The 13827-nt window shown below is 62.3% G+C and carries 10 protein-coding genes and 1 pseudogene; 8 read left to right on the forward strand and 3 right to left on the reverse strand.

The window, feature by feature from the left end; translation table 11 throughout:
• The first annotated feature begins 14 nt into the window (after positions 1-14).
• On the forward strand, positions 15-3191 hold the full coding sequence (locus ACLI1O_RS10860; protein ID WP_239269274.1) for an alpha-(1->3)-arabinofuranosyltransferase family protein: 3177 nt from the start codon (positions 15-17) through the stop codon (positions 3189-3191).
• Here ACLI1O_RS10860 and ACLI1O_RS10865 read toward each other — a convergent pair.
• On the reverse strand, positions 3085-4230 hold the full coding sequence (locus ACLI1O_RS10865) for an acyltransferase family protein (RefSeq protein WP_023024225.1): 1146 nt from the start codon (positions 4228-4230) through the stop codon (positions 3085-3087). The genes ACLI1O_RS10860 and ACLI1O_RS10865 overlap by 107 nt on opposite strands.
• A gap of 50 nt (positions 4231-4280) precedes the next feature.
• Between ACLI1O_RS10865 and ACLI1O_RS10870 the strand changes: the two genes are divergently transcribed.
• Positions 4281-5471 (forward strand): DUF3068 domain-containing protein, encoded by a 1191-nt coding sequence (locus ACLI1O_RS10870; protein ID WP_239269275.1) that lies wholly within the window; start codon positions 4281-4283, stop codon positions 5469-5471.
• Positions 5452-6933 (forward strand): hypothetical protein, encoded by a 1482-nt coding sequence (locus ACLI1O_RS10875; RefSeq protein ID WP_239269276.1) that lies wholly within the window; start codon positions 5452-5454, stop codon positions 6931-6933. The genes ACLI1O_RS10870 and ACLI1O_RS10875 overlap by 20 nt, the downstream gene beginning before the upstream one ends.
• On the opposite strand, the gene ACLI1O_RS10880 is transcribed toward ACLI1O_RS10875, so the two are convergent.
• On the reverse strand, positions 6827-7936 hold the full coding sequence (locus ACLI1O_RS10880; protein WP_239269277.1) for a glycosyltransferase family 4 protein: 1110 nt from the start codon (positions 7934-7936) through the stop codon (positions 6827-6829). The two genes, ACLI1O_RS10875 and ACLI1O_RS10880, sit on opposite strands and share 107 nt — an antisense overlap.
• Positions 7937-7960: 24 nt before the next feature.
• Here ACLI1O_RS10880 and ACLI1O_RS10885 point away from each other — a divergent pair, with 24 nt between their 5' ends.
• From ACLI1O_RS10885 to ACLI1O_RS10895, 3 genes and pseudogenes are all read left to right on the forward strand, one after another.
• A complete protein-coding gene (locus ACLI1O_RS10885; protein WP_239269278.1) occupies positions 7961-8707 on the forward strand; it encodes a class I SAM-dependent methyltransferase in 747 nt (248 codons plus the stop codon).
• A 46-nt stretch (positions 8708-8753) separates the two neighbouring features.
• Positions 8754-9455, forward strand: coding sequence for a CPBP family intramembrane glutamic endopeptidase (locus ACLI1O_RS10890; RefSeq protein WP_239275401.1), 702 nt, complete (start codon positions 8754-8756; stop codon positions 9453-9455).
• Positions 9456-9565: 110 nt separating this feature from the next.
• Positions 9566-9808: pseudogene (locus ACLI1O_RS10895) on the forward strand (CopG family transcriptional regulator); the annotation flags it as partial.
• 456 nt (positions 9809-10264) lie between these two features.
• On the opposite strand, the gene ACLI1O_RS10900 reads toward ACLI1O_RS10895, so the two are convergent.
• Entirely contained in the window at positions 10265-12091 is a 1827-nt protein-coding gene (locus tag ACLI1O_RS10900; protein WP_239269280.1) for a phosphoenolpyruvate carboxykinase (GTP), read from the reverse strand.
• Positions 12092-12453: 362 nt separating this feature from the next.
• On the opposite strand from ACLI1O_RS10900, the gene trmB reads away from it, so the two are divergent.
• Together trmB and ACLI1O_RS10910 are read left to right on the forward strand one after the other, a co-directional pair.
• Positions 12454-13230, forward strand: a complete 777-nt coding sequence (gene trmB / locus ACLI1O_RS10905; RefSeq protein WP_284849691.1) for a tRNA (guanosine(46)-N7)-methyltransferase TrmB — start codon at positions 12454-12456, stop codon at positions 13228-13230.
• On the forward strand, positions 13231-13824 hold the full coding sequence (locus ACLI1O_RS10910; RefSeq protein ID WP_005285198.1) for an NYN domain-containing protein: 594 nt from the start codon (positions 13231-13233) through the stop codon (positions 13822-13824). It begins immediately after the preceding gene.
• Positions 13825-13827 lie beyond the last annotated feature (3 nt).

Raw genomic sequence — 13827 nt, forward strand, 5'->3', positions numbered from 1 at the left:
ATGGGCGCACCGGCGTGCATGACCGGACCGATCAGCTCCCCCGCGGCCCACATAGCGGTTCCTATGTACACCGCTACCGCGCACTAGCCCGCGCCCTGCGCCACCGCTGCGCGCGCCTTGCCCGGCCCTACCCGCTCGGCATTATTGCCTTGGCGCTCATCCTCGCGGTACAACCGTGGGGGCTGACCGCCGCCGATACCAAACACGATCTGGCCGCGAACCCGCGCCACTTCCTGCGCGGCGCGCTCGATGCCTATACCGATATCTTTACCCTGGGGCAGCTGCAGAACCAGGCCTACGGTTACCTCTTCCCGCAAGGCCCCTTTTTTGTTTTAACCGAGCCCCTGCCGGATTGGATAGCCCAACGCCTGTGGTGGCTGCTGGTCTTAAGCGTGGGCTTTAGTGGCTTTTACAAGCTGGCCACCCGGATAGGCCTGCGCGGCCGGTGGATCTGGGTAGCGGCGATGCTCTATGCGCTCTCCCCGCGCTCGCTGTCCACGCTAACGGCCATTTCTTCTGAAACCTGGCCCGTCATGCTCGCCCCGTGGGTCATCCTGCCCTTCCTGCGGGAAAAACTCACCTGGCGCGATGCTACCGCCGCCACGATTCCCGTGGCGCTGATGGGCGCGGTCAATGCCACCGCCACGCTCGCGGCGTGCACCCCGGCGCTTGTCATCGTGGTCTACCGCCGCGCCTTCAAGCCCGGCGCGGCCTGGCTGCTTGGCTGCCTGTGCGTATCCGCGTGGTGGATTGGCCCGCTTTTAATCTTGGGCCGCTACGCCCCACCGTTTACGGAATTTATCGAATCCTCCCACGTGACCACCCGGTGGCTGAACCTGCCGGAAATCCTGCGCGGAACAACGAGCTGGTCACCCTTTGCGGATGCCGAGCGCGTCGCCGGCAACGAGCTCGCGACCTCTGCCTTCTTTGTCCTTATCACCATGGCCGTGGCCGCGATAGGCATTTATGGACTGTGCCGGCTGCCCCGCGTGTGGTCCATCATGCTGATTACTGGCGTGGCGATTTTGGGCTGCCAGGCGGCGTGGTACCTCGATGCGCTCGATGGGGTGCTAGCACCCCTGCGCAACCTGCACAAATTCGATCCGTTGGTGCGCATCCCGCTGCTGTTGGGCTTTGCCCGCGCCTGCCAGCGCCTGCCGCTGCCCACTGGCCTGCGCCCCACCAAGAAGCAGACCGTGGGCGCGCTGGTGCTGCTCGTGTGCATCAGCGCCCTCTCCCCAGCCTGGTCGCAGCGGCTGCTGCCCCTAGGCGCCTACGACGAGGTGCCGGACTATTGGCACGAGGCCACGGATTATATCAACGAGCACGCGGAAAATACTCGTACTTTGATCTATCCCGAGGCCTCCTTCGCCCGCCAAGAGTGGGGTTGGACCCGCGATGAGCCGGCGCAGCCGCTTCTTGATGTCCCCTGGGCCGTCCGCGATGCCATTCCCCTCGTCCCACCGGAGGCCATCCGTGGCCTCGACGGGGTGATGGCAGCACTGAAGGAGGATCCGGCCAGCGGCGTGCGCGCCTTGCAGCGCTTGGGCATCGGCGCGGTGATAGTGCGCCACGATCTCTTTGGCGCCGATAATGACACCTTGAGCAGTAAATTTGGCGGTGAGGTGCATACTTTTGGCGAGGTCGATGTGATTATGCTCGAGCAGCATTCCATGGCATTGACCTCAACCGATCCCGTCCGCGTGGCTGGTGGCGGCGAGGCGCTGGCCTTCCTCGATGCCCATAATGGCCCCGCCGCCCGCGAGCTGGTGGACGATGATGCCGATATCGTCACCGATACCCCCACGCTGGTAGATCGCAATTACGGCACGCTCCACGGCGCCGCCTCGGCGCCGCTATCCACAGACGATCCCAGCCACGTGTATAACCGCCTGCGCGACTATCCCTCCGCCGGCCCACTGACCACGGTGGAGACCCACGGCGGCGATGTGGAGGTCTCTTCTTCTGCCGCCGACGCCACCGCCTTTGGCGGCGCCCAACCGGAAAAGTCCGCCACCGCCGCCGTCGATGGGGAAAATTCCACCGCCTGGTGGCCCGCGCCCGGCGACGATGAAGGCTGGATCGAGCTGCGCGGTGACTTCAGCCAACCGCGCCTCAAACTCATGGCCACCAGCTCCACCACGGTCACGGTGCGCTCGGGTGGTGCTGCAGTAGAGGTGGATCTCCAGCCCTTCCGCTCCAAGACGGTGCGCGTGCCCGGCGGGGATTCCCAGGCAATCCGCGTGGAACTATCCCACCGCACCGGCATCGCGGAACTGGAGGTAGAAGGCCACCCCATCGAGCGCGTGGTCACCGTGCCAGATACCTCGCCGGATGTGCACCAATTCTTCTTCCAGCAGATGGTGCACGATACCGGGGTGCTCATCCGCGATGTCACCGTGCCGCGCCGCATGGAGGTCACCGTGGATTCCACCAAGCCGGTACTCATCGATTCCCACCGGTACTCCCCCGGCAGCACCCTAACCCTCGAGCCCGGCGTCCACCGCGTACGTACCACCGGCGCATGGGTGTCCATGACGGAAAAGGGCTGGTCCCCGCCAGACGATTATCGCCTCACCGATTTTTCCATCGCTGCTGCAGAAGAGGAGCGCCTGCTCATTACCGGGCGCGCCTTCAATAAGGGCCTGCGCGGATTTATCGGCGATACCGAGCTCACCCCATACGAGATCGATGCCGCCACCCAGGCGTTTATCGTCCCCGCGGGCACCACTGGGGAATTCCGCATGACCTTTAAGGCGCAGCCTGCCTACCGCGCCGCCCTGCTCTTTGGCGGCGCACTCGGCCTGGCCACGCTGGGGTTCTGCCTGCTTTTCGCCGCGCGCCGCAGCCCGCAGCCCACCTGGCACCCGGATCCTGGCGGCATGGCCTCTGCGATGTACTCGCTAGCCTGCCTGGCACTGGTGGGCTGGCCGGCAGTACTTGCGGGCATGGCCGCCTGGCTCATCGTGCGCTGGACCACCATTCCGCGGGCTTATTTTGCCAGCGGCGTGGTAGCGGCGGCCGGGACCATCCTTGCCCGAGCTCCATGGACCTCAGGGGCCTATGCCGGCGATTCCGTGCTGCTTATGTGCTTATGTGCCGCGGGGCTGGCCTGCCTTTTCGCCGTCGACGGCCCCGGCCCCGGACCCGGCCACGGCCCATCAGAAGGTCGCGGCCCGGGCGCTCGATAAGCGTATAGCTCGCCGCAGAAACCACAACGGTCCCCACCACCGTGACGGCAAGGATCACCCAAAAATCCAGCGGTTTCCCGCTAAACAGCGCCACCCCGGTTAACGGGAAGGCCACGGCGAGCACCGCCACGTGCCACAAGAAAATGGAATAGGACCACGCGCCCAGCGCCTGCATGAGCGGCGAGGTAAGCCACGAGGTTCCACGTGGAACCAAGGCCACCGGCACCACCACGCACGCCGCGAATACCGCCCCAGCGATGATGCGGCGGGCAAATTCCGCCGGCTCCGGATGCACCAGCCCGGCCGGCCCAAACCAATCCCGGCTCGCCACCCACAGCACGAGCCCCGCCAGCACAACCCAGGCCCAGCGCACCCGCAGAATCCGCGCCGTGCGCTTGCCGATGCCCCTTTCTTCCACCTCCGCCGCCAGCATGCCCACCGCGAACCACGAGGCATAAGCCGGCGGCCAGATTTGCGAGTTGACCTGGTCCTCGCCGTAGTCCGCGACAAAGGGGATAAATCCCCACCCCCAGCTCAGCACGGCGCCGCCGGCGATAACGGCCATGCGCCAGCGCTGCGGCAGGCTGCCAAGGGCCCACACCAGAAGCGGTAGGACCAGATAAAAGAAGAACTCCACGCAGAGGGACCAGAGGTGGGTAAGGCCCGGGGCAAGGCCATCGACCACATAGATCTGCGTGGAGGTCAGGTTGGCGAGGATCTGGGTGGGGGTGATGGAGTGGGCATCGGGAAGCAGCAGCAAAACCGATACCACGCAGGCGTAATAGGCCGGTGCCAAGCGCGCGATGCGGGAGTGGGCATAGCCGCGCGCCGTGTGCAGCCCCCGCCGGCGCCACAATAAAAAGGCGCTGAGGGCGAAAAAGACGGCGACGAAGAAATCGAAACGCCCGGCAAATCCCCACCCGGTGCCGGTTTGGAAGGATACGTGGGTGACAATGATCCCTAGTGCTGCAACCGCGCGTAGGCCGTCTAGCTCCGGCAGGTGCTGGGGTAGTCTTTTCACAGATGCCTGCGTGCGCACGCTTGCTCCTTTACCCCGGAAACCTGAAACTGATTGGATATAGTACTGCAATGAGCCGCTACCTTTGGCCACGCTCGCCACGGACGTGGGTTGTCATTGCCGCAATCATTTTCCTCCTCATTGGTACCCTCGCCCCGACCCTCTACAATAACCGGACCCGCCCGCTGGGCTTGGATCAAGATTTTTCCACCTCGAGCGGACCCACCGATGCGGTATGGATGGACGTGCGCGCCCTCATGGACGGTGAAGCCCCCGCTACCGCATCCGGCGATGACCCGCGCTGCGCCGACAAATCCGCCCCGATGTGGTGCTACCAGCACCACGGGCCGCTGACCTTGGAGCGCACCATTACCACCGGCGAGGTCGCCGATGATGACACCATCGCCACCACCGATTCCGTCACCAGCCTGCTTGCTGGAAAAGCTGGGGACTCCCAAGAGGAAATCGCCACCATCGATCAGCACTCCGTGCTTAACCGCGAATCCACGTTCCCGGTAGCCGATCCTGTCAATAAATGGGTCCTCGCCTTGCCCGAGTTCAACGCCGATCTGACCCGGGAGGACTTCGAGCGAGACGGCCTTACCTATTTCTTCCCCTCCGGCACGGAGCAGCGCTCCTACGCATTTTTTGATCTCCTGGCCCAGGAATCCACGCCGATGGACTTTACCGGCGACTCAAAAGTAGATGGCATCCCCATCTACTCCTATCACCAGGACGTACAGCCGCTGCCGCTGAAGAACACTTTTAGCAATATCAGCGCGGATTTGGGCAGCACCACTCAAACGGACGAGCTGAAAACGGGCGATTTCCAGTTGAAGGGTCCCGCCAGCCGTTTTTATGACTCCCACTCGCGCGAGCTTTTGGACTTGGATGCGGATGCCGCCGTCATCGTCGAGCCCTTTTATACCGTGGGCCGCGATATTTCGGTCGAACCCACCACCGGTACCATCGTGGATGTCCGGGAAAACGTCAAGGTCTTTTTCGCCACCGATATCCAGCAGGCGGGAACCCTCATCGCGGAGGATGACACAGAGGATCGCTCTGTGCTGGCAGCGGATTTCCGGTGGTCAGAGGATACCCGTGCGGAGCGCCTCGCTGAGGTCCGCCCGGTAATCTACGCCATCCGAGGGCTTATGGCCGTTGGCTGGCTGGGCAAGGCCATCGGTGTTTCCCTGCTCATTTTCGCCGCCTACCAGTACATGCGCCGCCACCGTGACGCCCATGATGCCGCACACGCCTAGGCGCGTCCTCCTCGGGCTGTGGGGAATTATTCTCGTGGCCGCGGTGTGCTGGCCCTTCGCGCTGCCCGGCGAGTTCCTCTGGCGCGATATGGTGCTCTTAAACGATCCAGGGCTTACCCCATCCGCGCTGGGCGGGGGAAGCCTGCCTGCCCGCAACGCACCCCAAGATGGGTTTTTAGCCTTACTCGGCGGCGCGTGGGCCGCCCGGGTGCTCATCTTTGCCGCCGCCGGGGCCGCCGCGCTCACCGCGGCGGTGTGGTCTCGCACCACGATAGCGGCGCTGGCCGCGATGACCATCGCGGTGGCCAACCCCTTTGTCATCGAACGCCTCTTACAAGGTCAATGGTCCCTGGCCATTGTCGCTTGGCTGCTCCCGGTCATCGCCTGGGCGGGGCGCCGCCACAGCTGGCTGGCGTTGATCGCCATGTGGGGGGCGTCCCTTACCCCCACCGGTGGGCTATTGGCTGTGGTCACCGCCCTTTTTACCTGCCGGAAGCGGGTCTCCCTGGCGGGCTGCCTCTTGTGGCTGCCGTGGCTGGTTCCAGGCCTTTTCCAACCCAGCGTGCCCGGCGATGCCGCAGCCGCCGTCGCGGCCTTTTCCCCGCGGGCAGAAGAACACGTGGGCACGGTGGGCGCGCTTTTACGCCTCGGCGGAATCTGGAATGGCGAAGCGGCCGTGGGCTTAGCCGTATTCGGGCTCTTCGTCGCAGTTCTCGCGCTGGCGGGTGCGCACCGCGTCCCGGCGCGCTTGACCATCCTGGCCGCCCTAGGACTCGGCGGGGCGCTGGCGTGTTGGCTACTGCCCAGCATGCTGGAATGGGCCATCGATAACGTTCCGGGGGCGGGACTCTTGCGCGATAGCCACAAACTCACGATGCTCGCGCTGCCGCTATACGTTGCCTCCATCGGTGCGCTGCCACAGATTCCAGCCGCGCTGGCGCTAGTGGCCGCCACGATTCAGGTTCTGCCTGCCCCGTCCCGCCTTGCCGTGCTTTCTCCCCGCGATACCGGGGTGGATGAGCAGCTGGTGCACGATATCGACGGCCGCCTGGCATTCTTTCCGGAGCGGCCCAATTTGGTGGAGATTCCCACGGGAAATAGCGGTGCGCATACGGAAGACACCCCGGGAGTCGCGGTCGATCCCTATTCCAAGGCCGTGCCCATGGTGGAATCCGGCGAGCTCAGCGTGGACGGTGAGGTCATCGATCAGGCCTCGCCGCAGTACCGCGCGGCGCTGCGCGCCTGGCAGGACCAAGATATGGCAGGCCTTGCGGAACTTGGCGTGGGCGTCGTGGTGGTTGATGGCGCCATCGCCGCAGAGACCAACGCCCCGCGCCCCGAGCTGCCGTGGGCGCTTACCGCCCTGTGGATGACCGCCCCGCTACTAAGCCTTGGAGCAATTGCGCAAAGGCAGCGCCGGTCTTGTCCCACGAAAAGCGCGCGGCAAACTCCCGGGCATTAGTCCCTAGGCGCCGGCGCAGCTCTGCGTTCTCCAATAACTCTTGGGTGGCCGCCACGAAATCGCCCTCTTCTTCTACAAGGATCCCGGTCTCGCCATCGATTACGCTATCGCGCAGGCCAAACGCATAACCTACCGTGGGAACCCCATGTTGGGCGGCCTCCATGACGGCAAGGCCCCAACCCTCTTTGTGGGAGGGCATGAGGTGGGCATCGGCACGCGCGAGCAAGGCGTGCTTATAGTCTTCCGTCACCTGGCCGCGAAAACGCACGCGATCCGTCACGCCGAGCTTTTCGGCATAATCGCGCAGGTTCGACTCCCACCAGCCCGAGCCAATCACATCCAAAACCGCGCCCGGCGTGCGCGCCACCGTATCCATGGCGTGCTCGATCTGCTTGTGTGGGACTAGCCGCGAGAGTGTCACCAGGTGCTTATCCGCCTCGCGCTCGAGGGAAGGCACGTGCGCCGGAATGGGGTCTAGGCCATTGGCGATGATCCGCGCGCCGTCAATGCCGAGCGCCTCCAAATCCTCGCGCGAGGCCTGCGAGACCGTGACGTAGGTCGAATCCCGATATACCCGCGGTGCCACGCGCGATTCCAAGAACCAGCCCAGCCGCCCGAGCACCGGACCGGCCACGGGCCATTGCTCGCGGTGGCAATGGTGGGTAAGAAGCACCGTCGGCGCGCCGTAAATCAACCGCGCGAAGAAGGGAATGCCGTTTTGGGTATCGATGACCACGTCAATACCGCGCAGATCCCCCAAGCCCAATCTCCCGGCCGCGATGGCCGCCCACGCGCGCGGGTACACGCCAAACTTGGCACCGCCGCGGCTATAGCGCACGCCATCACGGACCTCCCGGCGCGCCGCATTCATGTGCTTAGAGGTGCGAAAGACCACCTCGTGGCCCTGCGCCGCTAGGTACTCCCCCACGCGTTCGAGGTAACGCTCGGAGCCACCGCCCTGCGGGTGGGTGGAATCGCGCCAGCATAGTAAAAGAATTTTCATCGTGGGGTATTAGCCTAGTGGTTTATGAAACACACCCGCGACATGGCCACGCTCTCCCGCTCCTGGGCGCTGCTGCGCTCTTTCCGCTTCGAGCAAACCCGCCCCGATATTTTCTACGGCGGCCTGGCAGAAGATACGGCCAGGCTGGTGGAAAACTTGGGCCGCGATTTGGGCGTGCCGCTTGCCGATGCCCTCGTGCTCGACGTAGGCGGCGGCCCCGGCTATTTTGCCGCCGCCTTCGCGGACCGCGGCGCGTCCTACGTTGGCCTTGAGCCCGATGCCGGGGAAATGTCGGCGGCCAATATCCACCTCAGCAATTCCGTGCGCGGCGATGGCACGCGCCTGCCCTTCGCGGACGATTCCTTCGATGTGGTCTATTCCTCTAACGTCGCCGAACATATCCCCTGCCCGTGGGATATGGGTAAAGAAATGTTGCGCGTTACCCGCCCCGGCGGCCTGTGCATCATGAGCTATACCGTCTGGCTCGGCCCCTTCGGCGGCCACGAAACCGGGCTGTGGGAGCACTACGTCGGCGGTGCATTCGCCCGCGACCGCTATACCCGCCGCAATGGGCACCCGCCCAAGAATGTCTTTGGCACCTCACTATTTAATGTCCCCTGCTCCGCAGGCCTCACCTGGGCCGAGTCCACCGGCGCGCTAAAGCTCGCCTTTCCGCGCTACCATCCCAGCTGGGCGTGGTGGCTGACTAAGGTTCCTGGCCTGCGCGAATTCGCCGTGTCCAACCTGACGTTGGTACTGCAGCCGGACTAGGCCGCGCCACAGCTCGCACCGAGGTTGTCCTACTATACTGCCCAGCATGCCGGACCAACTACAGCGCTCACAGCTCTCCCCCACCGTTCGCGCAGCTCACCTGGGGTGGGCCGTGGCCAGCGTCGTCGCCACATTTGCCGGTGCGGCACTCATTGGCATCGCCTGTGGCCTCATTACAAAGAGCGGTTCCTGGGTCGCCTTTGGCATCGCCGTCGGCGGTGCCTTCTTCGGCTTGGGAACGGTCTGGTACGGATTTTCCCGCCGCTTGGGCTGGTCGTGGCGCGATGCCGGGTTTGTGAAAGCCGAGCATTCCTTATGGCACCTGCTGTGGTGGATTCCCCTCGCCATCCTGGGCTCTGGTGCGGCCACGGGTGCCGTCAATGCACTCCTGGGCAGCGAACCAGCCGGCAATAACCTTTCCGCCGGACTAAAGATCAGCCCCGCCGCCACCATCATGGTGGTACTCAGCACCGCGCTTGTCATTCCCCTCGTAGAAGAGGTGGCCTTTCGCCGCGTCCTATTGGATTGGCTGCAAAATTCCATGCCCACCTGGGCAGCAGCGCTTATCACCGTCGCTGTCTTCGCCCTCGCACACGGCATCCCCGCAGTAATGCTCTACATCGCATTCTTTGGCACCTTTTTGGTGCTAGCACGCCTCTGGTTCAAGACACTTACCGCTCCCCTGTGCATTCACATTGCAAATAACACGGTCGTAGCAATCACGGCCCTAGCGGGACTATCGGGCTAAGGAGTCCCTGCGCAGCGGGAGAAAGAAGCGCTAGTTCAGTAGCCGAGGTAGGACCTAAACTCACAACGCTTCATATCGACAGCGCACAATTTTCGTTATACGATATTTTCATGCCTGTGAACATCACTCAAGACCAACTCGACAATTGGGTTTCCGAAGCAGAAGAAGGCTACGACCCAGAAATGTTGAAAAAGCGCGGACGTGGACGCCCCGGTCGCGGAGCAGAGCCTGCTCAGGTCGTCGCTGTACGCCTGACTACCGATGAACTTAGCGCCCTAGATCGCCTAGCTACGGAAAAGAATCTCACCCGATCTGAGCTTGTCCGCCAAGCAATCAACGCCCTCACGGCGGCACGAGAACAGCCAAATCCGCCACAAAGCACGGTATCGCAGAAACCGACGGAATCCATGCAGCTTCCTATCCACTGTGGATAGAGCCTCTTGACGATGACCCTAACCAATGGCGAGAACTCCGTTTCGGTTTTGATACACACGCTCGACTACTGGACACCGTCGTCGTTGTTGCCTCCGACGGGGACGAACTATTAATCCATGTAATGAAAGCTCGCCCACACTACAGCAAGCTCCTCGAATAACGACGTTCCAGTCCTCACCGGTTGGGGCACTCGCCGAGGGGCCCTGTTGGACCCGTGACCAATCCTAGAGACGATTTATTCCCACTTTCGTAGTGCAGGAATCGTTCCGAGGTCTAAACCACAGAATGTGTTGTTTAACCCCAACAAAGATCTAACCCCAGAGCTTTACGCTGCTGGGGTTAGCTTTATGCGGGATTTACCGCGGATGAACGCGTTAGGAAGCGGCGTCCTCCACGCGCTTCTTCAGGGCGCGGAATTGGTTCCACACTTCCTCAGGCACGCGGGAGCCCAAGAAGTTCAGGTACTCGGCGTTGTCTTGCATATCGCCTTGCCATTCCTTCGGGTCAACGTCAAGGGCGGCGCGAACGTCGTCGATATCGAAGTCAAGGCCTTCCAAGTCGATGTCCTCGGCGCGGGCAGTACGGCCGACCACCGTGTCCTCGGCCTCCACGTTGCCTTCGATGCGGTCGATGATCCACTTAAGAACGCGGGAGTTCTCGCCAAAGCCTGGCCACAGGAAGCGGCCGTCGTCGCCGCGGCGGAACCAGTTAACCAGGAAGACCTCTGGCATGCGGTCGCCGCCCTTTTTACCCATGTCAATCCAGTGCTGCAGGTAGTCACCGGCGTTGTAGCCCATGAACGGCAGCATGGCCATCGGGTCGTGGCGCAGCGCGCCTACTTCGCCCTCTGCCGCTGCGGTCTGGCCGGAGGACAGCAGTGCACCGATCATGGTGCCGTGGTTCCAGTCGAAGGACTGGGTGACCAGCGGAACCGTGGTCTTGCGGCGGCCGCCGAAGAGGATGGCATCGATTTTGACGCCCTTCCAGTCGTCGTATTCCGGCGCGGCGGTGGGGCACTGGGAAATCGGTACGCAGTAGCGGGAGTTCGGGTGGGCGGCCTTGGTGGACGATGCCGGCGTCCAGTCCTCACCGGTCCAAGAGATGAGGTGTTCTGGTGCCTCCTCGGTCATATCCTCCCACCAGACGTCGCCGTCATCGGTAAGCGCAACGTTGGTGAACAAGGTATTGCCCGGCTTCATGGTATCCATGGCGATCGGGTTGGAGTCGTAGTTGGTGCCAGGGGCAACGCCGAAGAATCCGTTTTCCGGGTTCACAGCGTAAAGGCCGTCCTCGCGCAGGTGCAGCCAGGCGATGTCATCGCCCACGACCTCGGCCTTCCAGCCCGGAATGGTGGGGGTGATCATGGCCAGGTTGGTCTTACCGCACTGGGATGGGAATGCGGCGGCGACGTGGTAGTTCTTTCCTTCAGGGTTCGTCAGCTTCAGGATGAGCATGTGCTCAGCCATCCAGCCTTCTTCCTTGGCCATGACGGACGCGATGCGCAGCGCGTAGCACTTCTTGGCCAGGATGGCGTTGCCGCCGTAGCCGGAACCGTAGGACCAAATCTCCTTGGTCTCTGGGAACTGGGTGATGTACTTATTGTCGTTGCATGGCCAAGCAACGTCCTCTTCGCCTGGCTGCAGCGGGGCGCCGACGGAGTGGAGGGCGTGGACGAAATCGCCGTCCGTACCGATCTTGTCCAGTGCTTCTGCGCCCATGCGGGTCATGATGCGCATGGACAAGACCACATAAGCGGAATCGGTCAGCTGCACGCCAAGCTTGGGCTCTGGATCGCTAATCGGGCCCATGCAGAAAGGAACGACGTACATGGTCCGGCCCTTCATGGATCCACGGAAGGCCTCCGTCATTTCTTCCTTCATGGCCTTTGGCGGTGCCCAGTTATTGGTTGGGCCCGCATCTTTTTCCTTCGAGGTGCAGATGAAGGTGCGGGATTCCACGCGGGCAACGTCCGCAGGGTTGGACCGCGCCAAGTAGGAATTCGGGCGCTTTTCCTCATTGAGCTTGATGAGGGTGCCTTTATCGACCAGCTCTGCGGCGAGGCGGTCAGCCTCTTCCTGTGAGCCATCCACAAAAGCCACCTCGTCCGGCTGGAAAAGCTCAATGCTTTCATTAATCCAATCGATCAGTTCTTGATTGTCTGTAGGCAGCTCTCCAACGAGGCCCTGAATGGTGGCGGTCATGAAAAATTCTCCTCTGGATAGGATGTGAAAATCGGGGCATATCACGGCCCAACTTTGCCTTCCGCCTCCAGATTAACCGGCAAAGACAAAATATTGGTCACATTAAGTGTCATTTTTCCCACTCCGGTTATATCCACCGCCGTGAGCGGACATTTACCGAGCACACTGTGGATAATTGTGATATCAAGCGTGATTTTCTCCACACCATTTCGGGGGTATTAAAGTTTCCTATTTACCCATTCTATGCCACAAAGAACCACCCCCGCAGAATCCACCAGTTATCCTCCCTCCCCCATACGGTGGGGAAAATACCCGGCGCGGCATATTGCTTGCCATGCCTGGACAGGGAAAAATAGGGCGCAATGAATAGCACGGATAATTCTCAAAACACCCCTGCCGGAGAAATGCCGCCGGGCCGCCCGCCGCAAACGGACTTCAATGCGGTCTTTGATAATGACCTGGACTACCCGCGCCTGGGCAATGTCACCTTCCGCCGCGGCAAGCTCACGGATAACCAGCACCAGCTTTTTGAGCAACGCTGGCCCGAGCTGGGCCGCGTCTTAAGCGATGAGCTTATCGATGTCGATGAGTGGTTCGGCCGCACCGGCGCCAAGACCATCGTGGAAATCGGCTCCGGCACCGGTACCTCCACCGCGGCCATGGCGCCGCTGGAGCAAGACACCAATATCATCGCGGTAGAGCTCTATAAGCCCGGTTTGGCCAAGCTCATGGGGCAGGTGGAGCGCGAGGGCATCGATAATATCCGCATGATCCGTGGTGATGGCGTGGAGGTCATGGTGCGTATGATTGCCCCGGAATCCCTCGACGGCATCCGCGTCTTCTTCCCGGACCCCTGGCCCAAGGCGCGCCACCACAAGCGCCGCATCATCCAATCTGGCACGCTCAACCTCTTTGCCTCCCGGTTGAAGAAGGGTGGCGTCCTGCACGTTGCGACCGATCACGCCGGTTATGCCGAATGGATAGATGAGCTCGTACACGTCGAGCCCAGCCTGGAGTACAAGGGCTGGCCGTGGCCGGATTGCCCGCAATTGGTGGATCGCCAGATCATCACCAAGTTTGAGGGCAAGGGCCTAGATAAAGAACACATCATTACTGAATACCTGTGGGAGAAGAAGTAAATGAGCACCTATCTACTGGTGTGGGACGCACCCAATATGGATATGGGGCTCGGCTCGCTGCTCGGCGGGCGCCCCACCGCGGCGCACCGCCCGCGTTTTGATGCCATCGGCCGGTGGCTGGTCTACCGCGCGGTGGATGTCGATGCGGATCCGCAGGCCGCAGTATTTACCAATGTCTCCCCCGGCGGCGCCGATGTGATTCGCCCGTGGGTGGAGGCCATCCGCAACGTGGGCTTTGGTGTCTTTGCCAAGCCGAAGATCCACGAGGATGATGACGTGGATCCGGATATGATCGACCACATTGAAAAACTGCGCGATGATCTCGCCGGCGTCGTGGTGGCCTCTGCCGATGGTCAGAACTTTCAGCCCTTGTTAGAAGAGCTCATTGATGAGGGCCTGCCTGTTACCGTCCTGGGTTTCCACGAACATGCCTCTTGGGCCGTGGGCCACCCCGAGATCGAGTTCGTTGACTTAGAAGATATTGACGGCGTCTTTCGCGAGCCGCTGCCGCGCGTCAACCTGGATAACCTGCCTGAAGGTGGTGCATGGCTCCAGCCATTCCGCCCGCTGGCTGCGCTACTGAATAATAGCTAGGAG

Source organism: Corynebacterium sp. LaCa78 (assembly GCF_046717505.1).
In the GTDB taxonomy this organism is placed as follows: domain Bacteria; phylum Actinomycetota; class Actinomycetes; order Mycobacteriales; family Mycobacteriaceae; genus Corynebacterium.

Excerpts from the sequence above, each read along its gene's own strand:
- ACLI1O_RS10870 (WP_239269275.1), top strand. The coding sequence starts at position 4,281 with ATGAGCCGCTACCTTTGGCCACGCTCGCCACGGACGTGGGTTGTCATT.
- ACLI1O_RS10875 (WP_239269276.1), top strand. The coding sequence starts at position 5,452 with ATGATGCCGCACACGCCTAGGCGCGTCCTCCTCGGGCTGTGGGGAATT.
- ACLI1O_RS10880 (WP_239269277.1), bottom strand. The coding sequence starts at position 7,936 with ATGAAAATTCTTTTACTATGCTGGCGCGATTCCACCCACCCGCAGGGC.
- ACLI1O_RS10885 (WP_239269278.1), top strand. The coding sequence starts at position 7,961 with ATGAAACACACCCGCGACATGGCCACGCTCTCCCGCTCCTGGGCGCTG.
- ACLI1O_RS10890 (WP_239275401.1), top strand. The coding sequence starts at position 8,754 with ATGCCGGACCAACTACAGCGCTCACAGCTCTCCCCCACCGTTCGCGCA.
- ACLI1O_RS10900 (WP_239269280.1), bottom strand. The coding sequence starts at position 12,091 with ATGACCGCCACCATTCAGGGCCTCGTTGGAGAGCTGCCTACAGACAAT.
- trmB (WP_284849691.1), top strand. The coding sequence starts at position 12,454 with ATGAATAGCACGGATAATTCTCAAAACACCCCTGCCGGAGAAATGCCG.
- ACLI1O_RS10910 (WP_005285198.1), top strand. The coding sequence starts at position 13,231 with ATGAGCACCTATCTACTGGTGTGGGACGCACCCAATATGGATATGGGG.